This is a genomic window from Candidatus Borkfalkia ceftriaxoniphila, assembly GCF_004134775.1.
GTDB classification, from domain to species: Bacteria; Bacillota; Clostridia; order Christensenellales; family Borkfalkiaceae; genus Borkfalkia; species Borkfalkia ceftriaxoniphila.
In genome coordinates, this window is sequence record NZ_SDOZ01000003.1 from 1 (window position 1) to 25,229 (window position 25,229).

Genomic DNA, 25,229 nt, shown 5'->3' on the forward strand with positions numbered 1-25,229 from the left:
ATTCGGTGATCTTATTCTCTTTTTCCGCCACTTCCCCGCGCAATTCTTCGATCTTTGCCTTTAATTCTTTGACAGTCGTCGATTCGACGTCGGTCGTTTGCGTGAGTTCTTCCCGTTCCGTTTCTGTCAAATCCGCCAAAAGGCTGATTTTTGTGATACCGATTTTTCCAGTCAACTGGAAAAATTCATCGCCGAGCGTATCCAGTGCTTTTATGTACGTGTACGCTTGACTCTTTTTGATGCCGAGCGCGGTTTCCGTGTACTCTTCAAATGTAGAATAGCCACCCGCTTTGAACAGTTTCTCATCGTTCATGCGTTTTAACCCCTTAGCCATCTGCAAAAGGTTTTCGCACGTTAACCTGCCGTACACCAATATTTCCGAATGCAATTCTAAATAGTTCTTTTCCTTCCATAGTTCCAACGGAGTGCTCTGTTCCGCCGGTGTCGCTGCCATGCCTGCGTTCCCGCTCATTGCTGCCTTTGTGCTCATCTCTTTTTTAACCTCCATGTTTGAGCATTATTTGCTCTACTTGTTTTTATTATAAGAGTAATTTTTGCTCTTGTCAAGTACTATCGAGCATTTTTTGCTATAATTTACACAAAAGAGTAAAGGAGGAGCAAATTATGCCATTTAAAGACATCATAAAAGGTTTAAGAACTGAAAATAATTTATCTCAGTTACAATTAGCAAAAAATTTAAACTTAGAACGATATATCGTTAGCAACTGGGAACAAGGCAGAAATGAGCCAAGTATCGAGGATCTCATTATGCTTTCCAAATATTTCGGAGTTACAATAGATTATCTCGCTGGATTAGAAACAATAGGCGATTTTAATCGAAGAAATGATTTTCAGCATCAAGAAAACCGGCAGCCACTTAGACTGCCGACCAATGATCTGAATTTGACCGATGAGGAGACGGAGATGATCAAGCGCTATCGAATACTCCATCCCGAAATGCAAAAGTTTTTCTATGATTCGATTTTGCGACTCACGAAACCGAGAACATTAGATAACATATAAGTTGGAAATTTTTGGTAATTTTGGTATTATTTACATATCTACTTTTTTTCATTTTCATTCAACTTTAAAATAGTATCCTAAGTATAACTTTATACGGGAGGATGAATGATGACTAAAAAGTACGATATTTTTGAATTTGATGTACAAAAGTTGACTCAAACCGTTCTGACATTAAAACAAACGGCTTTCGAATTCCATCAATCCATGAACGGCTTATTAGGCGGCATTTTAGATATTGTTCGAGATATTTATGATGCAGCCGAAGAAAAACAAAGAGCACAAAAATTGGAACCATTTCCGTCTCTACCCAAATTAGAGATAAGCTCAAATAACAACAATATTAAAATCAGCGACGTTTTTTCAGAAAAGGAGTTAAACGATATGCCTTTTTTAAAAGACGGAAAACCGCGCAAACGCGATGATGGAGTTTGGGAGATCCGATATCGTCGCAATGGTTACAATGAATCTTTTTCCTCAAAAAACTTAAATATCGCAAAAGAGAAATTTAAAAGATTTATTTTTGACTTAAAAAAACAACCCCGACAAGGTTCAAAAAAGAACTTTGCCGAGATTGCTGAAATTTATTTATATAAAGTGAAAAAGCCGCTTTTGCATGAAGATAGTTTTAAAAACAACCTGGTTACATATCGCAACCATATCTTAAATCATTTCGGCGGTAAACCGATCGATAAAATTACACCGCTCGATATTCAAAACGTAGTCAACGATTTGTATGAACAGGGTAAGACCCGCACTATCGAAGAAGTATCTACACTCCTGCGCGGCATATTTTCTTTTGCTATTTCCAATAAGTACTTAAAAGAAAGCCCCCTTTCCGCAGTTCTTATCCCTAAGCATCAAAGGGAGTCCGGTTTGGCGTTGACTAAACAAGAAGAATTAGAGTTGGTTGAAAAACTGCGAAACCACAGTTTTGAAAAAATTTATTTGTTTATGCTTTATTCTGGTGTAAGAAGAACCGAAGCGCTTCATTTGAAATGGAAAGATATCGACTTAAAAAACAACACGGTTACTTGCTACTGCGCTAAGGTTAAAAACTTAAAAAAGGGCCAAATCGTTACTCGAAAATTTCCTATTTTCCCAAAATTGAGAATGCTTTTATTGACTATGGACTGCGGTGCACCCGAAAGTTTCCTGTTCGAATTCGCCGAAAGTTCCGTAACGAATACGATTAAAAAATTTCTTCCAAAGCATAAAGCCCACGATCTGCGCCATACTTTTGTCACGCGTGCGCGCGAGTGCGGAATCGAGCGCGATCTGGTCAGTTTATGGGTTGGGCACAGTTTGGGAAACAACGTCACCGCAAGCGTCTATACCCACTTTTCAGAAGAGTACCAACAAGCGGAAGCCCTCAAACTCAACTATTGATTTACTCCCCAAATCACTCCCCAAAAAAACAGGAAAAAAACAATTTCTATACATAAATATAGTGGGTATCGCTATGCAATACCCACTATATATTGTGTTTTTGGTGCGAGTGACAGGACTTGAACCTGCATGGAGTCGCCTCCACTAGAACCTGAATCTAGCGCGTCTGCCAATTTCACCACACTCGCATATGCTTTTGCCCAAAAGGCAAAAGATTTATTCGATTATTGTTTTAACCAAGGCGCCGTTTTCAACACGAATCCGATATGCGTTTCCGCCTGCGGAAATACTTTTTTGGATTTTACCGTTGGTTATTTCGATCGCGCTGTTGTCCTCCAACCCGATCGCAGCTATATTATTATATAGCAAAATTTTATCAAAGTCAAGCACTCTGAGGTTATAATGCGGAGAAATATTTTCTTTGATCCAACCCAACCCTTTGTGCATCGCATAAGGCTGTCCGCCGACGACACTTGCAGAGTCGGTGTAGATATTGTCGAACCAACAGATCGCCCCGGCGGACAATCCGCACACGACCGTACCGCTTTCGTATGCCTCTTCTATGAGTTCCAGCATTCCGCTCTTTTTCCAGTGTTCAAGCATGAACACCGTATCACCCCCGCCAACGTAAATGAAATCCGCTTTTTTGAATTTTTCACGAATCTTATCTAAACTCATTTCATTGTAAACGGTCAGCGCCACGTCCGCCTTGATATCGAAAACGGACGTATAGGTTTTACGGAAACTATTGAAATACGGCATGGAATCGTGGCTCGCCGTGGGAATGAACAGCCCGTAGGCGCGCTCCGCTTTCGCGCGCGATTTGGCGAGATCGGCGATATATCCGTCGATCTTCAAGGTGGTCTTTGTTTTTAGTTCGCCGCCACCGATTGCGATGATCGTCTTATCCATCAGTTTCCTTTCAGTGCTTTTCCTCTGTCCATAATGCCTTCCATCGTCGAAATGCAATCTTGCAGCGACGCCCTCGCTTTTATAAAATCCTCTATGTGATAGTTGGACTTTTTCTCGAATTTATAAGACGCGATATAGCCTCGCGCATTTTCCAGATTGATACGGATCTTATCGTACGTTGTATCCCGTTCGCGCTCAGCCGCCTCGGATACATAAATGACCGCCGTATCAATACGGTAAACGATATTGGTAACTTGTCTGAACATTTTATAGTAATCTGTGTTACCCGTATCGATCTGCTTGATGAGCGCATCGAATTTTTCCACGATATTGGAAAGTTTTTGCTTGATCTCTGAATTTGCGGGCGTCTTGGACTTTTTGCGGATGATGCCGAGCACGATCAGGCCGATTACGATGATGGCGCCGTAAAAAATATACGTGATGATCAATTCCGTCGTCGTCATTGCGCGTTCGCCTCCTTTTCCTCATCTCTTTGCAGGTGTACGTCGAGTTGATTGAACGGTATCTCGATTCCCTTTTCTCGAAGGTTATTAAAAATCATTTCGAACAGAGATGCGCGCGTATCCCAATATTTTTCGTTGGGCGTCCAGGCTCGCGCCTTGAACTTGAGGGCGCTGTCCCCGTACCCGTCGAGAACGACCGCGGGCGCGGGCGTCTTGACGACGTCCTGATGAGAGTTCAACGTCGAAAGCAAAATTTCTTTGACCTCGGAAAGTTCCGCGCTGTACGGAATGGGAACTTCGATGACCACGCGGCGCAGCGACATCGTGCTATAATTGATGAGCGTCGATCCCAGGATCTGATTATTCGGAAGAAGAATTTCTTCATTATTATAAGTAACGATCTTTGTATTGAACAACCTGATATCCTGCACAAGTCCGTCTTTGCCGTTGATCTCTACGTAATCGCCTTTTTTAAAGGGTTTGGTAAATATAATGATAATGCCGTTCGCAAGGCTTGCCAGGCTGTCCTGCAAAGCGAGTGCGACGGCGAGCGCGATCGCGGAAAACGCAGCGATGATGCCCGCGGTAGAAAAGCCGAGCGCACTGACGACGACGATCACGAGCGCGATATATAAGACGACCGTCACGATGGAAATGATGAAAGTGGCGGCAGACTTGTCCAATCGGCTCTTCATAGTCGTACGCACCACGATGCTGCGCACGATCTTCAGAATGATCAGCCCTAAAATGAAAAACGCAATACAGCGCACGATCGTCAAAGCGCCGTTCTGGAAAAAGTTGATAAAGAAATTTTTGATCGTTTCCCAAATCTCGTTCATTGTTTACTCCTTAAATCCCGCTTCATGCAATAACCTGTCTCGGCGGTGTTCCGCTTCGCGGTAAATGGTCGAAATTTCTTCCCCGATATCGTACTTTCCGTTTTCGTAAACGATTTTCCCGCCCGCGACGGTCATGAGAACGTTGGAAGAATCCGCACTGTATACGAGATTCTTTTTTACGTCGGAAAGTGGCCGCATATTGGGCGCGGCTAGATCGATAAGTATAATATCGGCAAAATTACCTGTTTTTAAAACTCCGCCGCGAAATCCGAGCGCCTCATAGCCGTTCACGGTCGCGGCGGTCAGCGCTTCCTCCGCGCTGACTGCCGAAGCGTCCTTCATTGCTTCTTTTTGCAGGCAGGAAAACAAGTACATTTCACGGAACATCGAAGTCGCGTTGTTGCTCGCGGAGCCGTCCGTCCCGAGCGCCACTTTCATGCCCGATCTGAGCATGGAATAGACGGGCGCAACGCCCGAGGCAAGTTTTAAATTGCTTGCCGCATTGACGACGGGCACGACGCCGCATTGCTTTAAAAGCGCGAGATCGTCCTTATCGCAATAGGTACAATGCGCGGCAAGCCCTCCGTTTTCGAAAAAGCCCAATTTATGAAGATATTGCGGCGGGGTCAGACGATTGTGACGCACCGTACAGTCGCCCACTTCTTTGAGCGTTTCGGAAAGATGAATATACGTTTTCGAACCGTATTCAGCCGCAATATCCGATACGTCCGAGATCAAATTTTCTTCGCAGGTATATTCGGCGTGAAGGCCTATAATATAGCGGACTCTGTCAGACATAGTACTATACAAATCCACGTGATCCCGTATAAACCGCAGATCTTTTTCATTGGATTCGCCGTTTATGCCGCCGCATAAAGCGACTGCCAGATTGGATTTTTTTGCCGCTTCATAAATCGTATCGGGATAGAAATACATATCGGCAAAACAAGTGATTCCGTTTCTCACAAATTCCGCGATCTGTAGCAAAGTTCCCCAATAAACGTCATCTTCCGTCAGATGGTCTTCCATGGGAAATATGCGGTCGAACAGCCATTTTTCCAAAGGCAGATCGTCCGCTATGCCGCGAAACAAACTCATTGCCGCGTGCGAATGCGCGTTGCAAAAACCGCTCATCAAAAGATTTCCGTTACAGTCTATTTCGCGATCGGCAATAAAACCTTCGTTTTTCTTTTTGCCGACATAGACGATATCGGCCCCGTCCGTACATAATTCCCCCTTGAAAATGTTTTGTTCGGGAGAGATCATGACGTTTGCATTAAAAAATCTGTACTTCATATGGCTCCATAGAAAAATGCCGCTGCTTCGAATCAGCGGCATCATGTTACGAAAAATTATTTGGTTCCGAACAGTCGGTCGCCCGCATCGCCCAACCCGGGCACAATGTACGCGTGATCGTTGAGTTTTTCATCCATCGCCGCCACGAAGATATCCACGTCGGGATGCGCCGCCTGTAAAGCGTTCAGCCCCTGCGGCGCCGCGATCAGACAGCAGAATTTAATATTTTTACAGCCCCTGTCCTTCAAAAAACCGATGGCTGCGGCAGCGCTGCCGCCCGTCGCGAGCATAGGATCGACGACGATCAATGTCCGCTCGGTCGCATCTGCGGGGAGTTTGCAATAATATTCCACGGGTTTTAAAGTCTGCGGATCGCGGTACAGCCCGATATGCCCGACTTTCGCGTTCGGCACGAGTTTCAGCATGCCGTTCACCATACCCAACCCCGCGCGGAGAATGGGAATGATGCCGAGACTGCGCCCTGATACTACTTTTGCCGTCGTTTTACAGATCGGCGTTTCCACTTCCACGTCTTCCAACGGAAGGTCCCTCGTGACCTCATACGCCATCAAAAGAGAAATTTCCTCCGCCAGTTCCCTGAAATCTTTCGTGCTCGTGTTTTTATCGCGCAGCATCGTGACTTTATGCCGCACGAGCGGGTGCTCCATTAAGTAAACCTTGGACATATTTTCAATTCTCCCTTTGTATAAATTTGAATTTCTATTTGAAATATTTATTTTCGATCGCCGTGATCTTATCGATACGTTTCTGATGGCGGCCGCCTTCGAAACCGGTGGTCAAAAAGGTTTCCAGAATTTCCAGCATCAACCCTTCGCCGATCACGCGCTGGCCGAACGCGAGCATATTCGCGTCGTTGTGCAGTCTCGTATATTTTGCGGAATAGGTATCGTGGCAGTGCGCACAGCGTATTCCCTTGACCTTATTCGCCGCAATCGAAACGCCGATGCCCGTACCGCAGATCACTACGCCGCGATCGCACGTTCCGTTTGCAACGGCTTCCGCCGCGGGAAGCGCGAAATCGGGATAATCGCAGGAACACGCCTCGTTCGTACCGAAATCGACGACTTCATATCCGTGCGTATGCAGATAATCGACTGCCGTCCTCTTTAAGTCCAGACCGCCGTGGTCGCACGCTATCGCTATTTTCATATCAAGCCTCCGTGAAAAATTTTTCGATGATTTTATCGACCGCTACGAGTAAAAGTTCGTAAGTCTTTTGGTATTCCTCCGCGCCCCGCCCGAACGGGTCCGGAATATCGAATCCCGCGACGTCCCGAATGGAATATACGTTGGAAAAACCGTTTAAAAGTTCTTTTTGTGCGTCCGTCATGCAGATGACGGCATACGCGTTTTCGATCATTTTGTGATTGAGTTGGCGCGGATGGAATTTGGAAAAATCAATGCCGTGACAGGTAAGGCAGGCGGCGCTGTTCGGATGGATCTCCAGACTGTTCTCCGCAAAAATACCTGCAGATGCGGAATCCACGAATTTTATTTTCCGTCTTTTTATCTCTGCGCGCAGGATCGATTCCGCCATGGGACTGCGGCAAGTATTTCCCGTACATATAAATAATACTTTTCTTCTTTTCATAGGCTGCCTATTCCGCGCACGCTTTGCGCAGGCGGTTCAAAACACCCGCCATCACGCCGTCTTTCTTTGCGGGTTCGATCGCAACGATCACGTCCGCCTCGCGCTCGCCGCGGCGCAGAAGATCGTAGAGATTTGCTGCCATTTCAAATTCATTTTTGCCTAAATCCAAAACGCGATCGGACGGAAACCGTTCGCAGACGGCATTTTCGCAGAGGATATAACATGTTTCGCCGCTTTCGACGATTTCCCGAAAACAATTTTCCGCATCGGCGAGCGCCTCGCTCGGAAATAATTTCGTGCGGCATCGCGGGGAATAATGTTTATATTTCATGCCGGGCGAACGTGCGGCTTCGCCCGCGCGGAGAGTGTACGTTTCGCAGCACCCCACCACGCTTTCGATCATCTCTTGGGAGATAAGCCCGCTGCGCAGAACGACGGGTATATCGCCCGTCACGTCGCAAACGGTGCTCTCGATGCCGCCGCTGCACTGCCCTCCGTCCAGAATGAGCGGTACTTTGCCCGCGAGATCGGCATACACATGCTCCGCAGTCACGGGACTTACGTGCTTGGAAATATTGGCGGAAGGCGCCGCGATCGGCATATCCACGTATCGCAGCAGTTCCTGTGCCCCCGCGTGCGAAGGCACGCGGACAGCGAGCGTTTCCAGCCCGCAGGAAACTTTGGGACTGACCGTGCCTCTGCTTTCGTACACGAGAGTCAAAGGCCCCGGCAAAAAGGCTTCGCGCAGCGCCTGCACATAAGGCTTTACGTTTTTGACGAGTACGCTCAGATCGTAATCGCTGTGCACGTGTACGATGAGCGGATTGTCCGACGGCCTGCCCTTGATTCGGAAAATCTGTTCCACTGCGTCGTCCGAGCGCGCATCCGCGCCCAAACCGTACACCGTTTCGGTGGGAAAAGCGACGGCCCCGCCGGAAAGTAAAATCTCTTTCGCCTCTTTCAGAGACTGCGGCGTGATTTTTTTCAGCAGCGTCTGCATCGTCTACTCCTCGTCGGGCGGGAAATCGTCAAACGGCGGCATGTCGTCGTCCGTTCCGTTTTCGGAACCTGCATCGGCGACGGCGTATTCCGCCATATAATCGAAAGGCACGTCGTCCGGATCGACGAAACCTTCGGAATCGTTCGTTTCGGGCACATCGTCGCGTCCGACCTCACCCGGTTCGTCGGGCAGAAATCCGGGAGGCGGGTTGACGTAACGGACCTGGTCGCCGCGGAAACGCAGTTTGACGCGTCCCAACTCGCCGTTACGATGTTTGGCAATGATGAGATCGGCGGCGTCTTTGATGATCTTTCCGCTCTTGATCTCCTCTTCCGTCGCAGCCACGTCGGGACGGTGAATAAACATGACCATGTCCGCATCCTGCTCGATCGCGCCCGATTCTCTAAGGTCGGAAAGTTGCGGTTCTTCCTTTGAAGAAATACGTCTGAGCTGCGAGAGCGCCAGAACGGGCACGTCCAGTTCTTTTGCCATGATTTTCAGATTTCGCGTAATATTCGCGATTTCCTGCTGTCTGTTTTCAATGAGCCTGCCGCCCATTTCCATCAACTGAATATAGTCGATCATGATCATATCCAGCCCGTCCTTGCGCGTCTTCAATCTGCGGCATTTGGAAAGGATCTCGGCGGGAGAAATTTTCGATGAATCGTCTATGTAAATCTTTGCTTTTTTCAAAGCGGCGCTCGCTTTCCAAAGATTTTTCCAGTCGCCCTGCGAAAGTTCGCCCGAAAGCGCTTTGGACATGCTGACGCGCGCATACGAGCACATGAGCCTCTGGGCAAGTTGGATACGCGGCATTTCCAGCGAAAAAACGGCGCAGACCTTATTTTCCACGAGCGCGGCGTGCTCGACGATATTCATGCCAATCGTCGTTTTACCGACGCCGGGGCGGGCTGCCAGAACGATAAAGTCGGATTTTTGCAGCCCGTTCGTCATTTTATCTAACTTTGTAAAGCCCGTATATATGCCGCGAAGCGCATTCTTATCCGTAGTTATGGTCTCGAATTTGCTCAGTACGCGGTCGTAACTGTCGTCTTCGCGCATATCCACGAGCGTGGAAGTATCCATCTTTTTGGAAACGTCAAAGACGAGGCTTTCCGCATACGATACGCTTTCCGCCGCTTCCGCGCCGCTCATTGCGCGTTCGATGATGTCTTTTGACGCGCGGATCAGTTTTCTGTTCACGCTGTCGCGCTTGACGATGTCCAGATAATATTTGTAATTCGCAGCCGAAGGGGTCAGTTTCGCAAGATCCGTGATATAGGTGAGCCCGCCCGCCTTGTCCAGCGATTGCGAATTTTCCAGTTCGTCGGACAGCGTTACGAGATCGACGGGCTTGCGTTCGTTGAACACGCGTTTCATCGCGCCGATGATCAGTTTGTGCGATTCCTGATAAAAATCCTCTTCGGTGAGTTTATCGAGAATATCCGTCTGCGTGTCGATATCGATGAGCAGACAGCCCAGCAGCGCCTGTTCCGCTTCGAGATTGTTCGGCATTACGCTCGTTTTATTGATTTCGTTGTTTTCGTTTTCTTTTGCCATAGTATTTCTCCGAAGAAACTTACGATTTCCGCAGTTTCTTCTTTTCGCGGAACCGCTTTTTCAGCCCTTTGCGGAGCAGCGCGCACAACTCGTCCACGCTCCCCTCGTCCACGTCTTTTTTGTTGATGATCAGAGCCTGCGCCCTGCCGATATACAAGTAAAAATTCGTATTTGTTTCATACGCTTTCAAAATCTGCGCATAGGGAACCTCGTAATCGCTCGCGCGGTTTCCGATGCGGATCTGCAGAGAGAGTCCCTCTTCCGAAAAGGTGAAATGCTGTTCGGTTTCATTGAAATTGCGGTTGCGCGCCACGCTCTGCTTGATGCGGCTGACCTGCAAATAACAATTTAAAAAGGGAAATCCGCACGCCACGACGAAACAGATCGCCGCGCAACTGACGATGCCCGCATCGCCGCGCAAAATACCGAGCGCAAGAAGTCCCGCTCCGCACACCAAAAACAGCCCTGACAGCATGGCGATATACCACCAACGGGCGCGCAGCGTATGAAAAATACCGAAACGCTTGTATTCGTTCAGATCATTTTGATAATGTGCCTTGACCATCTTTACCCTTCGTAAACTAAATCAGTTTTCGATTCCGTTCAATGTTTCGAATTCTTTCAGCGTGTCGTCGAATTCGCGCATGGCGGTGTCGAACGCCTTGCGCTCGGTTAGATCGACGCCCGCGATCTTTAAAAGTTCCACGGGACTGTCGCTGCCGCCCGACGAGAGAAACGCCTTGTAATCGCGCACGGCGCTTTCCCCTTCTTTGAGAATGCGCGAGGCGATGGAAATCGCGCTGATGATGCCCGTCGAGTATTTATAGACGTAGAAAGAAGTATAGAAATGCGGGATACGCGACCATTCGTGGGCGATCTGCCAGTCGTGCACGATCCCGTCGCCGTAATATTTTTCGTTGAGTTTGAGATACGCGGCGGAGAGATTGTCGCTCGTGAGCGCTTCGCCTTTTTCCACCATATCGTGCGCGACGTATTCGAATTCCGCAAACATTGTCTGACGGTGCAGCGTCGTGCGGATGGTATCCAGATAATAGGCGAGCAAATATTTTTTGAGATTCACGTCTTCCGTCGTGGAAAGCACGTATTTCAAAAGCAAAACTTCGTTGACCGTGCTTGCGACTTCCGCCACGAAAATTCGGTAATCCGCTTTCGCGTAGGGCTGATTCTGATTGGAGAAATAGGTATGCAGCGAATGCCCCATCTCGTGCGCGATGGTGAAAACGTCGTGCGTGGTCGGCTGATAATTCAAAAGCACGTAAGGGTGCAGTCCGAAAATACCCGTGCTGTACGCACCGCTGCGCTTGCCCGTTGTTTCCATCACGTCGACCCAGCCTTCGCTAAATCCCTTTTGAAGGAGCGCCTGGTAATCTTTGCCGAGAGGCGCAAGCCCTCGGACGACCAGATCGCACGCCTCTTCATACGAAAGTTTCATTTCCGCATCGGAAACGAGGGGTGCGTAAATGTCGTACATGTGCTGTTCGTCGAGTTTCATGATCTTCTTGCGGTCGCGGATATAGCGGTGCATGGAAGGCAGGCTCGCGTCCACGGAATCGAGAAGGTTTTTATAGACGACGACGTTCACGTCCTCGCCGTCGAGCGCCCTTTCGAGGCACGACGAATAGTTGCGCGCGCGGCTCAAGAATACGTCCTTTTTGACGTTACCGAAATACGTCGCGGCAATGGTATTTTTCAGGGAGATATAAGCGTCGTAATATGCTTCAAACGCCTTTTTCCTGAGTTCCCTGTCCTCGCCGTGCAAAATCACGCCGTACATGCCGTGCGTGAGCGGAATTTCATTGCCGTCGGCATCGGTCACGCAGCCCAACTTGATATCGGCGTTGTCGATCATGCCGAAAATTTCGTGAAACTGAGAATACACTTCGCCGCCCATGGCAAGGATCTTTTCTTCGTTCGCGGAGAGAATATGCTCTTTGCCGCGGATGAGTTGACGGAAATAATAGTCGTAATCGGAAAGGCGTTTATCGGTCGCAAACGATTGTAAAATTTCTGCGGGAAGCGCCGTAAGTTCGGGATCGACAAAGGAGATCGCCGAAGAAAACTGCACGTACAGCGACATGGAGCGCGACTGCATGGACGTGTATTCCGACGCGCGGGAATCTTCGTCGTGGCGCATATGGGCGTACAGGTGCAGGCGCTCGATCCGTATGGACGCCTCTTCCTGCGCGCGGAACATTTTCGCCACGTTTTCCGCGCTTGTCAGCGTTCCCTCATAATGTTTAAAATCGAGATATTTTTCCGTCTCTTTGAAGTAATTTTCCCATTCCTCGTCAGAGGCGAAAATATCTTCTATTTTCCATTTGTATTTGTTTTCGACCGAACTTCTTTCCATATTATCTCCTTACTAATTTTTATTGCTGTGAATGGGCGCGGGAATCCTTCCGCCGCGCAGAATGAAACGAGAACTGTCCGTCGTATTGACGGGCATGACGGGCGCGCGGCCCAAAAGCCCTCCGAATTCCACGCTGTCGCCTACGTCCTTTCCCGGAACGGGAATGACGCGCACAGCGGTCGTCTTATTGTTGATCATGCCGATCGCCGCTTCGTCCGCGATGATGGCGCTGATGGTCGTGGCGGGCGTCTTGCCGGGAATGGCGATCATGTCCAGCCCCACGCTACACACCGCGGTCATCGCTTCGAGTTTGTCGATGTTCAGAAGCCCCTTCTCCGCCGCGTGTATCATGCCGATATCTTCGCTGACGGGAATGAACGCGCCCGACAACCCGCCCACGTGCGAACTTGCCATCACGCCGCCCTTTTTCACCGCGTCGTTGAGCATGGCGAGCGCCGCCGTCGTGCCGTGTCCTCCCACGCATTCCAGCCCCAGTTCTTCGAGAATGTGCGCGACGCTGTCGCCCATGACGGGCGTAGGCGCGAGCGAAAGATCGACGATACCGAACTCCGCGTTGAGACGCTTTGCCGCCTCTTTAGCGACCAACTGGCCCGCGCGGGTGATCTTGAACGCCGTACGCTTGATCATCTCCGCCGCGTCGTTGAGGTTGGCGTCGGGAATGTTTTCCAACGCGTGTTTGACGACACCCGGGCCCGAAACGCCGACGTTTATGACGGTGTCGCTCTCTCCCACGCCGTGGAACGCGCCTGCCATGAACGGATTATCCTCCACCGCGTTGGCAAACACGACCAGTTTCGCGCACCCGAGACCGTCCTTGTCGGCGGTGAGTTCCGCAGTCCTTTTCACGATCTCGCCCATCAGTTTGACCGCGTCCATATTGATACCCGATTTGGAAGAACCGATATTGACCGACGAACAGAGCCTTTCGGTATTTTTTAAAACTTCGGGAATGCTTTCCAGAAAGATCTTTTCGTAATCGGCGGTACCTTTATGTACGAGCGCCGAATAACCGCCCAAAAAGTCTATGCCGAGTTCCTTCGCCGCCCTGTCGAGCGCTTCGCCTATCAAATATGCCTGTTCGGGAAAGGGCGCCGAGATAAGACTTGCGGGCGTGACCGATACGCGCTTGTTGACGATGGGTATGCCGTATTCCCCCGAAAGATCGGAGGCGACCCTTACGATGTTTTTCGCCTTTTGGCAGACGGTATCGTAAACGGCTGCCGCGGTTTCCTGCGCCGTCGCACGGATGCAGGAGAGAAGCGATATCCCCATAGTGATCGTGCGGATATCCAGATGCTCCCGCTCGATCATGTGTATAGTTTCCAATACGTCGTTCTTGTTAAACATATCTTACTCCGCTTCCCGTTAAATATTGTGCATGGCGTTGAAGATCGCCTCATGCTGCAAACGGATAGACATACCGATCTCGTCGCCCAGTTTCTCGCAATCTTTGGAAAGCGCGGAAAGTTCCAGTTTGCTCTGGCTGATATCCACGAGCATGATCATCGCAAAGTATTCCTGCAGGAGCGTCTGACTGATATCTTCGATATTGACGCCGCGCTCCGCGAGAAACGCGCTCACTTTTGCGATAATGCCTTTTTTGTCTTTTCCCGTAACCGTAACTACTGCACGCATATTATATCTCCTGTAAATTGTTTCGTTTGTCTTCTTTTCCCTTCTCGTCCACAAAGGAATCGTCGTGGCCGATCACCTCGTAGGCAACCATCAGATTTCCCTGCGAAAGATAGCGTACGATATCCCCTCCCTGAAATTCGGGAAGCGGTTTTTCCTTGTCGAACATGATCTTGCGGTCCATGTATTCGGATTTTTTCGCATTCCATTCGGAGAAAATGAGGATGTACAGGTCGACGCCGTCTTTGGTTTCGTAATCCTCGTAGCGCAGAAATTTGCTCTCGTTGACCTGTTTGAGCCCGACGGATAAGTACGCGATCAGTTTGTAATATTTGCGGATACGCAAATATTTGATCCCCAGGTAAGGGAACGAGAAAATGACGAACAGCACCGACGCGACGTACACGATCCATTTAGGGATCGCCTGCGCGGGGGCTTTGTACGGCATATTCATGAATACGACGAGGCAGGTGATGCAAAGCGCCGCAAATACCGCGAGGACGAGCATATAAAACCAAAAGATTTTGCGCTTTTGCGAATATGCCGAAAGTAGATCGCTGTCGTTGAAAATAACTGTCATGTAAAACGCTCCGTTTTTCTTATTTCGTAATAAACAACACGCCTATGGTGTTTTTTCCGCAATGGCTGGTAATGATGCTCCCCGCGACCGTTTCGATGATCTCTTTGAAACGGAAATTTTCTTCGACCATCTTGCGCACGCTTTCCACGAGTTCGGGCTCCGCGCTGCTGTGCGTAATAAAACATCGGGTATCGTCGTAAGAGGGATACTCCGCGACCAAATCTTTGACGTAATTTTTCAAACATCTCGACATATTGCCGATATATTTCTTTTTAGGGTAAAGTTCTCCGTCCTTCATGTCGATATAGGGATGGATATTGAGCACTTTCGCCCCGAAAAAGGAGAGGCGCGAACAGCGTCCGCCCTTGAAAAGATACAAAAGCGTATCGGGAATAAAGGAAGTATTTACTTTGTCGCGAAGACTCATCACGGCGTCATAGATCTCCTTTGCGGACTTTCCCTCTTTAACAAGGTCGCAAGCCTTCATGACCAGAAGCCCCTGCCCCGTGGAAAGCGCGTACGAATCGACAACGTACACCTTGTCCTCTCCGATCTCCTTTTGCGCCGCCACGGCGAACCCGTGCGAACCCGACGCTTTGGAGGAAATATTAAAGTGTATAACCGTATTTCCCTTATCTGTGAACGATCTGAAAAAGTGCAGATAATCTTCCAGGCTGGGCGCGGCCGTTTTCGGCAGATCGCCCGTTTTTTCCACGAAATCGAAAATCGTCTGCGGCTCGATACCTTCGCCGTCGCGATAGGTAGTATCGCCCAGAATGACGCTGAGCCGCGCGAGCGAGATATGATTTTCCTCTAAGAGCGCAGGGCTCAAATCGCAAGTGCTGTCCGACGTGATGATGATTTTTCCTTCCATTTGTAACTCTCCATAAATCTTAAAATATATTGAAAAGCGCGGTCAAAAAGCCTTTGCAGGCAATTGACCACGGGGCGACGATGCCTACGACGTCCTCGCTCGTCAGGTTGCGGTATTTTCCGCGGCTGTCCTCGCTGATGTTGCGGTTGTCGCCCATAAAAAAGATTTCGTTTTCCTGAAGTATCAACGGATGCGCCTTCGAGGCGATCTCGTTGTTCCTGTCCCATTCCTCGGGAAGATAATTTTCTGTTAAAAGGGTAAAGTCCTCTTTCCCCGCTTCTTTACGGTATAATTTGCCGTCCTCGGCGTACAGACTGTCGCCGGGAAGCCCGATCAAGCGCTTGATCAGATATTTTTCGATACCCGCAGCCGTCTTTTCGTGCGTGTCTATCACTATGATATCTCCGCGCTCGAGCCGCGTATAACTTACGTTCATATACAGGTAATCGCCGTCGTACAGAGTATTTTTCATGGAATCCCCGATGACGACCACCCCGTTGAAAATTTGCGTGAATAAAATCGTAACGCAAAACATGATCGCGAGCAGTACGAGCAAAAACCGCGCGGTCGAACGCATTTCGCCGTTCGGGTCTCTTCTTCTTTGTATCAACTCGCCGTAATTTTCGTTTTCTTCCATCAATCCCGCCTCGGCTGTTTAATCGCCTTTTTGAATTCTTCCACGCCCAGCATGACCACGCGGCCGCACTTGTCGCACTTGATCTTGACGTCGGCGCCCACGCGGATGACCGTCCAGACGTCCGAACCGCAGGGGTGTTTCTTTTTAGTTATGACCTTATCTCCGATCGAGTATATCATATTTTACACCATAATTACGAAAACTGTGTGAAATTTTCTAAACCCAGAGCAAGTTATTGAGGGCGAACGTTTCCGCACTGTTAAACGTGAGCGAGATCCCCTCGTTCAGTTGCGCCAAAGATTTATTGACGCTGTTCTTGAAATCCCTGGCGTAGAGAATATGATTATACCACGCCTCTCCGCCGCCCGTTTTCAGGTTGCATACGTATGCTTCCGAAACGCCGTCCTTTACGACGTTGACGGCGATCTCCACGATGCACGGTTCGGGCGCGTACAGATCGAATTTCAAAAAAGCGTTGTCCGCAGGGCGGTACATGGAATCGCTGATCTTAAAAGTTTTCAGACCGAGCGGCGAACACACGCCTTTGATCCCGTGCGCGCCTTCGTACAGTTTTACGATGGGTTTCTCGTCGTCCGCAATGCAATCGGCGAGAAAATATTTATCCGCTTTGTCGAAAGTGAAACTGTCCGTCCCGTTCAAACTGCTGTATAAAATCCGACCGGAAGGCTGTAGATTTTTGTACTTTTTTTCCACGCGTTTGACCGCGATTTTGGAAGAAACGTAAAACCCGCAACTGTATTTCGCCTTGGCGAACGCAAACACGATCTTGGCGTTTTCGTAGGCATTCAGGCGGAACACGGCTTCGTCGTCGTTTTCCCTTTTCATTTCGCACGAAGCCCAGTTGCGCGTTGCGGAATCGAGATTGTCCTCCGCCATAAATACCTTGCATTCGGTAAATTCGCCGTTGGTGTCCATCGTGAGCCGCGCGACGAGTTCGCCGTCCGCGTCCTCTTCGATGACGATATCCACGGGCGCGGGCATGAATACGGCGCGGTCTTTCAGAAATTTGTCGGTGAACAGATCGAGATTGGCAAGGCTGGTATTGCCGATATGCCCGTCGTAGCGGGAAGCGAAATGAAAAGTTTTTTCCATTTCGGGATTGATCCGCGCATAGGTATCGAAGGCGCGGTCGGCGTCGAAATTGTGATCGTTGGTGGAATTGAGCATGAGAACGGGACAGCGCACATAGGGCGCATATGCCTGCGAATCGACCGCCGCCAGAAAACGGTAACGCTCGTCGTCCAGTTTGACTTCCGAACTCTCGCCGAATTTGTATTTGCCCTTGTAAGTCATCCAGCCGCCCGCGCATACGCTCACGCCGCAGGAAAGATCGGAAGAAGTCGCCATCAACTGCCAGGCGATCTCGCCGCCGCGCTTGATGCCGAGCACGCCCACGCGCCCGATCTCTTCGCGCGATTTGAGATAGCGCATACAGTAACGCGCCACAGCCACCCATTCGTACCAGGAAGTTTCCTTTGCCGTTTCGTCGGCGTAGGCGATGTGTCTGCCCGCCTCCGCGAAATTCGCGTAAGGCACGTTCTCGGGATATTCGGTGTATTCTTCGCAATCGGGAAATTTACCGCGGTAATCGGGCATGAGCACCGCAAACCCGCGCGCGGTAAAGCGCTGCATGAGCGCGGGGCACACGGTCTTATCCGCGTCGGGCAGAATGAGCAGCGCGGGGAATTTCGTCCCTTCCGCAGGAAGCGCGAAATTCGCGAAAATACGCACTCTCCCCTTGCCCGTTTCCCGCCCCGAAAAGCGGACGCGGTTCAAACGCATGCCGTTTTCGGAAGAGATCGCCTCTTCTTCCGCGCAAAGTCCGAGCGTATCGTCGAAATCGTTCCATAAAGTTGACGGTGTTAAAATTTTGTTAGCCAAATGCAAACTCCCGATTTAATAATTGATCTGTATTTTCGAACTTCCGCCCTCCGCCGCGCCGACAACGATAATTTTATTGTCGATACGGTGTTTCAACTCCTCTACGTGGGAAATCAGTCCGATGGAAAAGTGCGTGTTTTTCAGTTTTTCCAAACTGTCCATGACGGTGTCCACGAGTTTTTCGTCCAGCGTTCCGAACCCTTCGTCCAAAAAGAAAAATTCGATGGGACGCAGAGATTTCGCGTAGATCGCCGCCGAGAGGGAGAGCGCGAGCGAGAGAGAAACCAAAAAGGTTTCGCCGCCCGAAAGGGTAAATACTGCGCGCAGTTCGCCTCCGTTATAATTGTCGCCCACGAAAAAACCTTGCTTATAGCGGATAAAATAGCGCCCGCCCGTCAGTTTCAACAGCGTCTCGCTCGCCGACGCCGAGATATCGGAAAGATATTCGGAGGCGATGAATTCCATAAAATTGTTGCCCTTTATGAGCGAGCGAAGTTTTTCTAAAAGATCGAGCCGCCCCTGAAAATGTTTCAGTTGTTTTTCGATGAGCAGTTTTTCGGTGAGTTTGCCGCTCACCTCTTTCAGCCTGCTTTCGAAAACTCCTATGTCGGAAAAAAGTTTCTGCCTCGCCGCGGAAAAATTTTCAAATTCCTCTTTAGCCGAGGCAAGTTCTTCTTCGCTCACCGACGCCGCGTCGGCATACGCCGACCGCTGCCCTTCCAGAGAAAGTTTTTCGCGTTGGAAGTTTTCCGTTTCTTCCTGCGTTTTGCGGATATCGGGATAGCGCGCAAGCAGACCCTGCGCCTCTGTAAGGTCTTGAAATCCGTTTTTTTCCAGTTCTTCCGCAAGATTTTTTTCCGCCGCCGCGAGATTTTCCGTAAACAATTTTACGGACGCCTCGCACTCCTTTTGCGCCGCCGCGGCTTCGTTTTGCGCGGCGCGGGCTTTTTCCAAAGCCCCGGCGATCTCTTGTTTCGCCTTTTCGTACGAACTGACCGACGCGCGGAGATGCGCCGTGAAAGCGTTATAATCGGAATGTCCGCCCAAAACTTCGTTTATTTTCGTTTGCAGCGAATCGATCTCCTCTTTCGCGCGCGCGCCCTTTTCGGTGATTTCCGCAAGTTTCGATCCCGCTTCCTCTTTGCGCCGCCGCGCTTCCTGTTCGGCGAGTTCGAGCCTGTGCTCCCGTTTCGTCAATGCGTCCCGCGTTTCGCGTAAGTTCTGAAAACTTTTAAAAATTTCGTCGGGCGAGCGCCCTTCCACCGTCTGCTCTAATAGCGACCGATAATGCGCTTGCTTTTCCGTCAGTTCCCTTTCCACGGCAAAATACAATTTGCCGTCGGCGGGATAATCGGCGCGCAGTTTTTCCAGCCTGCCGCCGAAATATTCGAACGACTTCGAATATTCCCCGCGCAAAAGCGCGCCCCCGAAATTTTTTTGCAGCAGCGTTTCGGGATCGCCGAGCGCCGCCGCTTTTTGCCGTTCGGCGGCAAGAGATCGTTTTTCTTCGGTAAGGTCGGATAACTCGCGTTCCGCGCTCTCCGCCTGCATTGCGAATTTTTTATATTCGGCTTTGAGAGCGTCCCGTTCGGTCTGTTTGCTCTTCAACAGTTCGCTGTCCTGCTTAATATATTCCGCGCGCGCAAGACTTGCGCCGCATTCGTTGATCTTAGCGTCGAAATTTTCCGTTTCGGCGCGTTTTTCAAGATCTGCAAGTTTCTGCGCGGCGCTTTTCCCGCGCTCTTCGAACATTTTGCTCTTTTCCCGTTCGCGCAGTATTTTATCGCGGAGCGACTGAATTTCTTCCCCGTATTTTTTTGCCGCCGCCGCGCCGCCGTAACGGGCGATCGCTTGTTGCTTTTCGGAAATTTCTTCCGCTCTCGCGGATAATTCCGCAAGACGCTTTTCCACTTGCGCCGCACGCACGCCTTTCTCGTACGCGGAGCGCAGCAGATTATAGCGTTCCTGCGCGCGCGAAAAATTTTCTTCCGCCGCTTTCTGCAAAGAAAGGCTCTCATTGAGCGCCGACTTTAAAGAGTTCTCCGCTTCCTTGGAAACGTCCTCCATGCCCGAAAGTTTTCCTTGGCAGAACTGCGTCTGCCCGAGGTAAAATCCGTATTTCTCACGCACGCGCGCGTTGAGTTTTTCACCGTATTCTTCCAGTCCGAACAGCCGCGCGATCAGTTTGAGCCGCTCGCTCTTTTCCGCTTTGACGAACTGCGCGAATTCGCCCTGCGGCAATGCGATGCACTTTTTGAAATCATCAAAGGAAAGCCCTACGATCTCCTGCACGAGCGCGTTCACGGCGGAAACCTTTCCGTCGCCGATGCTCGTGCGTCTGTCGCCGTCAATGAGTATCAACTCGGCTTTTTGCAGTGAATTTTTGCGCCTGATCTCGCGCTCGATGCGATAAACTTTCCGCCCTTCATCGCTTTCCGTTTCAAACTCGAAATTCACGTAAGCGCGGTCGCAACCGTAGTTGATGATATCCGAACCGACGCCGCCGCGCGCCCGCTCTATCTTGCCGTAGAGCGCGAACACGATGCTGTCGAGAATGGTCGTCTTGCCGCTGCCCGTATCGCCGAATATGCCGAATATGCCGCCGCGCAAAAGTTTTTCGAAGTCGATTTCCGCAGGCTCGGAAAAACTGTTGATGCCGCAAAATTGCAGATATTTAGGTTTCATCCCGCGCCTCCGATATCTCCATAAACAGTTCCAAAAGGTCTTTGGGCGGCTCGTCGGAGTACATGCTCTTATAGTATTCCGTAAACAGTTCGGATGCGGAAAGATTTTTGCGGCTGGCAAACTCGCCGAGCGCGCAGTCCGCCTTGATCTCGGGGATGATGGAGATGAGCCCCTCGTTCGCTTCCTTCAATTCTTTGATCTGCGAAGGAATGAGCGGCTCCTTTAAAAAGAGCGTCAGTTCGATAAAGCAATTTTCGTAGCGTTTTAAAAGTTCTTCCGCCTCGCCTACGCTGTTCGCGGCGAGCCGCACGAGCGTTTTGCCCGAGGTCAGTTTCACTTCCTTTAAGTTATAGACGCCCTCTTTTCCGAGATCGAACAGCATCACCTTTCTATCTACGTTCGCCTCGTCGAAGGCGTATTGCAGAATGGAACCGCTGTAAAATACATTGCGGCCGCCGAGGTGCTGTTTGCGGTGAAGATGCCCGAGCGCGACGTAATCGCTCGCGGGCAAAAGTTCCAAAGGCACGGCGCGCGCGCCGCCGAGGTCTATTTCCCGCTCGCCCTCGCTCACCTTTCCGCCCGCCACGAAGAGATGCGACACAAAGACGGAGGGAAGTTTTTCCGTATTTTCCGCCTCGCCCGCCTCGATCCAGCGGCGCATCTTGTCGCAAAAACTTTCGTCGGGGTTTTTATCCTCTTTTAGGCGCGCTTCCGTGGGATACGGCAGTAAATTGAGAAACACGCGTTCGCCCGCCTCGTTTTCCATTTCCATAAAATGCGCGCCCGCGCGGACGGGATGCGTCTTGCGCACGGCGGAAAGAGCGGGCACGTGCGAAACGTTGCCGTAAATGTAGATGCCGAATTCTTCGGAAAGCGAAGTCGCCGCGGCTAAGCGGATATGATCGTCGTGATTGCCGCTGATGATGACCACCGCGCGGTCCTTGCCCGCAAGTTCCCTGACCGAGGTATAAAAGAGATCTTCCGCCTCGGAAGAAGGAAGATAAGTATCGAACACGTCCCCCGCGACCAGTACGAGTTCCACCCTCTCGCGCTCGCAAAGAGCCGCGATTTCACGCAGAACTTCCCGCTGTTCGCCGATGCGCTCGCGGCCCAAAAGCCGCTTGCCGATATGCCAGTCGGACGTGTGCAAAACCTTCATAGTACCTCTTTCAATGACAAACTCAAAAAAATGTTGTAAATAACCTTGATTTTACGGAAAATTGCTTATATAATAGTATAGCGCAATTCTAAAAATAAATCAAGTGTTACATCGGAGTTTTATACATGGGTTTTTGTTCGTATTCCAAAGAATTTTCGGCATCCTCTTACACCAACGTCGAAAATCAGTTTATCACCAAATATATGGCGCTCGCCGACGGCGACGCGGTAAAAGTATACCTGTACGGGCTGTATCTGTGCCAGAACGTACAGGAAGAATTTACTCTCACCGAGGCGGCGCGGGATCTGAATATGAGCGAGAAACAAATAATGGATCTGTTCCGTTTCTGGGAAGATTTCGATTTATTGCAGATCGTTTCGATCGAGCCGTTCTGCGTGAAATACTTCCCTTCCGATTACAGCAAGGGTAAACCGAAAAAGATCAGGACGGAAAAATATTCCGATTTCAACAAGGCGGTGCAGTCGCTCATGCCGCAAAAGATGATCTCCACGAGCGAATTCGAAAAGTATTTCGCCGTCATGGAACAGTACTCCATCAAGCCCGAGGCGATGATCCTCATCGTCAAATACTGTATCGATCTGAAAGGCGAAACCATCGCGCAGAATTATATCTTGCAGGTGGCGCGCAATTTCGCCTACGAAGGCGTGACCACCGTGGAAAAGATCGAAAAGAAACTTTCCGATTACGTTTTGAGAAGCGGCGATATCGGACGCATCCTGCGCGCGATGGGTTCGACGAAAAAGCCAGAACCGGAAGATTACAATCTTTTAAAGCGCTGGACAGGCGAACTCCTCTTCGAAACGGATACGGTGGAATTCGTCGCGTCGCTCTTTAAAAAATGCGGCATGAACAAACTGGACGAGATCTTAAAGGAACTGTACGCGAACAAAAAATTCGACCGCGCCGAGATCAAAGAATATCTTTCGCGCAAGGCGCAGATCAAAAATCTCACCCTTTCCATCGCCAAAGAACTGGGCGTGTACTGCCAGATCATAGATACTTACGTCGACAATTTCGTCAGCGTCTGGCTGTCGTTCGGTTATGACGACGCGTCGCTCATAAGCCTTGCGAAATACTGTTTCAAAAGGGAGAAAAAATCTTTCGAAAAGATGGACGAACTCATCAAAAAATTGGCGGCAATCGGCGTGATCTCCGCGGAAAGCATCGTCACGTATATGCAGGGCGAGGCGACGGAACAGGATTTTCTTTCGGAGGTGCTCGCCGCCTGCGGGCTCACCCGCCGCGTGAACAACTGGGACCGCGAATGCCTGAAAAACTGGCGAAACTGGAATTTTTCCGACGAGATGATCTTAAAAGCGGCACAACTCGCCGCGGGAAAATCCAGCCCCGTGCCCTACATAACTTCGGTGCTGTCTTCCTGGAAATCGCAGAATATTTTCTCGCCCGACGCTCTGGAAAAGGACGCCCGCACCGCCTTCCGTACGGCGGAAAACGCGGACAAGAGCGCCGAATTCAAGAAAAAAGTGCAATCCTACTATTTCAATCTGCGCGAGCGCGCGCAGGATAAAGCCGCGTACTATCTTTCCGTTGCAAGGCACAATCCTGATTTTTGCAAGAACGAGGAAGAACTGCGCTCCGCGGAGATCCAACTTGCCAAAGCCGAAGCACTCGGCGGCGACGGCGCGGCGCTTGCGCAGAATCTGACGCAACTGAAAAAGCAGCGCGCTGCCCTGCTCGTTTCCATGCGGCTTTCCGAAGACAAACTGACGCCGCAATACCGCTGTAAAAAATGCAGGGATACGGGATTCGACAAAAACGGAAACGTGTGCGACTGCTACAAGAAATTCGTAGAAAACGCCGCCGAGGACAAAAAACTGGAAACCATATTAGACGCCTATTCGAACATCGAACTATAAAAAAACGGCGGACGCGACGTCCGCCGTTTTTATTTTATAAACTTGTCAATACTTCGTACAGCGCGCGCATATCGCCGCCGCGCAGATCGAGGTAAAAACACCGCCCCGTGTACGCGCCTTCATACAGACGGCAGAGATTGAATCCCATGTATTCGGGAACGACCTCGAAGGCGAGTTCGCTGAAATCCATGCCGAAACACGACTGATTTTCGGCGTACGATAATCGCAGCCATACGCCCTTTTGCATATCCTTGCGGGTGAGTTCGTCGATACTGACGCCGAACGCGGGCATCTGTACGGCGTTCTCGCTCATGCTCTCCAACGCGGACAGCACTTTTTTGCGCGCCGTTTCACCGAGTATTTTTTCCGTGCCCTCGCGCAGCAAAATAATCGTTTCCGCTTCGGGAAAAAACTGCTTGATATCTTTCTCTTCTTCCATAAAACCTCCTTTCAGCCGAGCGCCACGTCCAAGATCATCATCAAAGTGAATCCGAGCATGACGCCTATGCCGCCTATATACGGGCTTTTTTCCAGTTTCGCGTCGGGGATCAGATCTTCCGCCACGACAAAGATCATCGCGCCCGCCGCAAACGACAGGAGCCAAGGCATGGCGGAACTTAAAAACGCCGCCAAAAACAAGCCGATGAGCGCGAATATCGGTTCCACGGCGCCGCTCGCCGTGCCGTACCAAAACGCTTTAGAGCGGCTGCCCATGGCGTTTTTCATGGGCAGGCTGACCGCAGCGCCCTCGGGAAAATTCTGGATCCCGATCCCGATCGCCAATCCCAGCGCCGCATAGACGGAGGACATTTCCCCGCCCGCAAGCGCCGCGCCGAAAGCGAATCCGACGGCAAGCCCCTCGGGGATATTGTGGATCGTGACCGCCAAAAACATTTTCGTAGGTTTTTTGAGCGCCGCATGCACGCCGTGCTCGTGTTCGCCGCCCTCGTGCGCGTGCGGAACGATCTTATCCAATACGATCAGAAACGCGCCGCCCGCCAGAAATCCCACGGCCGCAGGCACCCAGTTGAATTTTCCGAAATTTTCCGCCTGCTCCATGGCGGGCACCAACAGCCCGAACACCGACGCCGCGACCATCACGCCCGAGGCGAACCCCAAAAATGCGGCGTTGACCTTGGCCGAAATGTCTTTTTTGAAAAAGAATACCAGCGCGGAACCCGCAGTAGTCATCAAAAATATCAAAGCGATGCCGATCGCGGCAATTCCCGTTTCGTTCATATCGTTTCCTCTTTCCGAAATTATACCATATTCTTTTTCAAATTTCAATCGTACGTCGCGCCGAATAAATTTGTAAATTATTTTATATAAAATGCTTGACAAATTCTTGCAACGCGCTATAATGGAGGCAAATCAAGCA

25 protein-coding genes, 1 tRNA gene and 1 pseudogene are annotated in these 25,229 nt (G+C 50.2%); 3 read left to right on the forward strand and 24 right to left on the reverse strand.

Features of this window, described 5'->3' with window-relative positions; genetic code table 11:
- Positions 1 to 454: pseudogene (locus ESZ91_RS08640) on the reverse strand (hypothetical protein); the annotation flags it as partial.
- Between the two features lie 170 nt (positions 455 to 624).
- Here ESZ91_RS08640 and ESZ91_RS08645 point away from each other — a divergent pair.
- Positions 625 to 1,023, forward strand: coding sequence for a helix-turn-helix transcriptional regulator (locus ESZ91_RS08645; RefSeq protein WP_129226301.1), 399 nt, complete (start codon positions 625 to 627; stop codon positions 1,021 to 1,023).
- Between the two features lie 105 nt (positions 1,024 to 1,128).
- Entirely contained in the window at positions 1,129 to 2,409 is a 1,281-nt protein-coding gene (locus ESZ91_RS08650) for a tyrosine-type recombinase/integrase (protein WP_129226303.1), read from the forward strand.
- Positions 2,410 to 2,510: 101 nt separating this feature from the next.
- Here the strand turns inward: ESZ91_RS08650 and ESZ91_RS08655 are convergent.
- The 21 genes from ESZ91_RS08655 to ESZ91_RS08755 all read right to left on the reverse strand — a co-directional run bounded on the left by ESZ91_RS08655 (position 2,511) and on the right by ESZ91_RS08755 (position 21,953).
- Positions 2,511 to 2,597, reverse strand: a tRNA-Leu gene (locus ESZ91_RS08655).
- Positions 2,598 to 2,625: 28 nt separating this feature from the next.
- Entirely contained in the window at positions 2,626 to 3,321 is a 696-nt protein-coding gene (locus ESZ91_RS08660; RefSeq protein ID WP_129226305.1) for a Type 1 glutamine amidotransferase-like domain-containing protein, read from the reverse strand.
- The gene (locus ESZ91_RS08665) at positions 3,321 to 3,785 is read right to left on the reverse strand and encodes a hypothetical protein (protein ID WP_129226307.1); all 465 of its coding nucleotides are present in this window, start codon (positions 3,783 to 3,785) and stop codon (positions 3,321 to 3,323) included. The genes ESZ91_RS08660 and ESZ91_RS08665 overlap by 1 nt, the downstream gene beginning before the upstream one ends.
- On the reverse strand, positions 3,782 to 4,624 hold the full coding sequence (locus ESZ91_RS08670; RefSeq protein WP_129226309.1) for a mechanosensitive ion channel family protein: 843 nt from the start codon (positions 4,622 to 4,624) through the stop codon (positions 3,782 to 3,784). Before ESZ91_RS08670 ends, ESZ91_RS08665 begins: the two co-directional genes overlap by 4 nt.
- Before the next feature lie 3 nt (positions 4,625 to 4,627).
- Positions 4,628 to 5,920 (reverse strand): amidohydrolase, encoded by a 1,293-nt coding sequence (locus ESZ91_RS08675; RefSeq protein ID WP_161971110.1) that lies wholly within the window; start codon positions 5,918 to 5,920, stop codon positions 4,628 to 4,630.
- Positions 5,921 to 5,976: 56 nt separating this feature from the next.
- Entirely contained in the window at positions 5,977 to 6,606 is a 630-nt protein-coding gene (gene upp, locus ESZ91_RS08680; protein ID WP_129226313.1) for a uracil phosphoribosyltransferase, read from the reverse strand.
- Between the two features lie 34 nt (positions 6,607 to 6,640).
- Positions 6,641 to 7,090 carry a ribose 5-phosphate isomerase B gene (gene rpiB, locus ESZ91_RS08685; RefSeq protein WP_129226315.1) on the reverse strand — a complete coding sequence of 150 codons (450 nt, stop codon included), beginning with the start codon at positions 7,088 to 7,090 and terminating at the stop codon, positions 6,641 to 6,643.
- A gap of 1 nt (position 7,091) precedes the next feature.
- The gene (locus ESZ91_RS08690; RefSeq protein ID WP_129226317.1) at positions 7,092 to 7,532 is read right to left on the reverse strand and encodes an arsenate reductase/protein-tyrosine-phosphatase family protein; all 441 of its coding nucleotides are present in this window, start codon (positions 7,530 to 7,532) and stop codon (positions 7,092 to 7,094) included.
- A 7-nt stretch (positions 7,533 to 7,539) separates the two neighbouring features.
- Complete coding sequence (locus ESZ91_RS08695; protein WP_129226319.1) at positions 7,540 to 8,532, reverse strand: L-threonylcarbamoyladenylate synthase; 993 nt, start codon at positions 8,530 to 8,532, stop codon at positions 7,540 to 7,542.
- 3 nt (positions 8,533 to 8,535) lie between these two features.
- A complete protein-coding gene (gene dnaB, locus ESZ91_RS08700) occupies positions 8,536 to 10,092 on the reverse strand; it encodes a replicative DNA helicase (RefSeq protein ID WP_129226322.1) in 1,557 nt (518 codons plus the stop codon).
- Positions 10,093 to 10,111: 19 nt separating this feature from the next.
- The gene (locus ESZ91_RS08705) at positions 10,112 to 10,657 is read right to left on the reverse strand and encodes a YcxB family protein (RefSeq protein ID WP_129226329.1); all 546 of its coding nucleotides are present in this window, start codon (positions 10,655 to 10,657) and stop codon (positions 10,112 to 10,114) included.
- Between the two features lie 21 nt (positions 10,658 to 10,678).
- Complete coding sequence (gene pepF / locus ESZ91_RS08710; protein ID WP_129226332.1) at positions 10,679 to 12,463, reverse strand: oligoendopeptidase F; 1,785 nt, start codon at positions 12,461 to 12,463, stop codon at positions 10,679 to 10,681.
- A gap of 12 nt (positions 12,464 to 12,475) precedes the next feature.
- Positions 12,476 to 13,831 (reverse strand): PFL family protein, encoded by a 1,356-nt coding sequence (locus ESZ91_RS08715; RefSeq protein WP_129226334.1) that lies wholly within the window; start codon positions 13,829 to 13,831, stop codon positions 12,476 to 12,478.
- 18 nt (positions 13,832 to 13,849) lie between these two features.
- On the reverse strand, positions 13,850 to 14,119 hold the full coding sequence (locus ESZ91_RS08720) for an ACT domain-containing protein (RefSeq protein WP_129226336.1): 270 nt from the start codon (positions 14,117 to 14,119) through the stop codon (positions 13,850 to 13,852).
- Between the two features lies 1 nt (position 14,120).
- Complete coding sequence (locus tag ESZ91_RS08725) at positions 14,121 to 14,696, reverse strand: hypothetical protein (protein ID WP_129226338.1); 576 nt, start codon at positions 14,694 to 14,696, stop codon at positions 14,121 to 14,123.
- 19 nt (positions 14,697 to 14,715) lie between these two features.
- Positions 14,716 to 15,570 (reverse strand): DegV family protein, encoded by an 855-nt coding sequence (locus ESZ91_RS08730; protein ID WP_129226340.1) that lies wholly within the window; start codon positions 15,568 to 15,570, stop codon positions 14,716 to 14,718.
- A 19-nt stretch (positions 15,571 to 15,589) separates the two neighbouring features.
- Positions 15,590 to 16,207, reverse strand: coding sequence for a signal peptidase I (gene lepB, locus ESZ91_RS08735; RefSeq protein WP_129226342.1), 618 nt, complete (start codon positions 16,205 to 16,207; stop codon positions 15,590 to 15,592).
- Positions 16,207 to 16,386 (reverse strand): DUF951 domain-containing protein, encoded by a 180-nt coding sequence (locus tag ESZ91_RS08740; RefSeq protein WP_129226344.1) that lies wholly within the window; start codon positions 16,384 to 16,386, stop codon positions 16,207 to 16,209. The genes lepB and ESZ91_RS08740 overlap by 1 nt, the downstream gene beginning before the upstream one ends.
- 37 nt (positions 16,387 to 16,423) lie before the next feature.
- The gene (locus ESZ91_RS08745) at positions 16,424 to 18,109 is read right to left on the reverse strand and encodes an alpha/beta hydrolase family protein (protein WP_129226346.1); all 1,686 of its coding nucleotides are present in this window, start codon (positions 18,107 to 18,109) and stop codon (positions 16,424 to 16,426) included.
- A 15-nt stretch (positions 18,110 to 18,124) separates the two neighbouring features.
- Complete coding sequence (locus ESZ91_RS08750) at positions 18,125 to 20,794, reverse strand: AAA family ATPase (protein WP_129226348.1); 2,670 nt, start codon at positions 20,792 to 20,794, stop codon at positions 18,125 to 18,127.
- On the reverse strand, positions 20,784 to 21,953 hold the full coding sequence (locus ESZ91_RS08755; protein WP_129226350.1) for a metallophosphoesterase family protein: 1,170 nt from the start codon (positions 21,951 to 21,953) through the stop codon (positions 20,784 to 20,786). The genes ESZ91_RS08750 and ESZ91_RS08755 overlap by 11 nt, the downstream gene beginning before the upstream one ends.
- A 125-nt stretch (positions 21,954 to 22,078) precedes the next feature.
- Here ESZ91_RS08755 and ESZ91_RS08760 point away from each other — a divergent pair, with 125 nt between their 5' ends.
- The gene (locus ESZ91_RS08760; protein WP_129226352.1) at positions 22,079 to 23,851 is read left to right on the forward strand and encodes a DnaD domain protein; all 1,773 of its coding nucleotides are present in this window, start codon (positions 22,079 to 22,081) and stop codon (positions 23,849 to 23,851) included.
- Between the two features lie 34 nt (positions 23,852 to 23,885).
- Here ESZ91_RS08760 and ESZ91_RS08765 read toward each other — a convergent pair whose 3' ends face one another.
- On the reverse strand, positions 23,886 to 24,290 hold the full coding sequence (locus ESZ91_RS08765) for a hypothetical protein (protein WP_129226354.1): 405 nt from the start codon (positions 24,288 to 24,290) through the stop codon (positions 23,886 to 23,888).
- An 11-nt stretch (positions 24,291 to 24,301) separates the two neighbouring features.
- Positions 24,302 to 25,090, reverse strand: a complete 789-nt coding sequence (locus ESZ91_RS08770) for a ZIP family metal transporter (protein ID WP_129226356.1) — start codon at positions 25,088 to 25,090, stop codon at positions 24,302 to 24,304.
- Between the last annotated feature and the right edge of the window lie 139 nt (positions 25,091 to 25,229).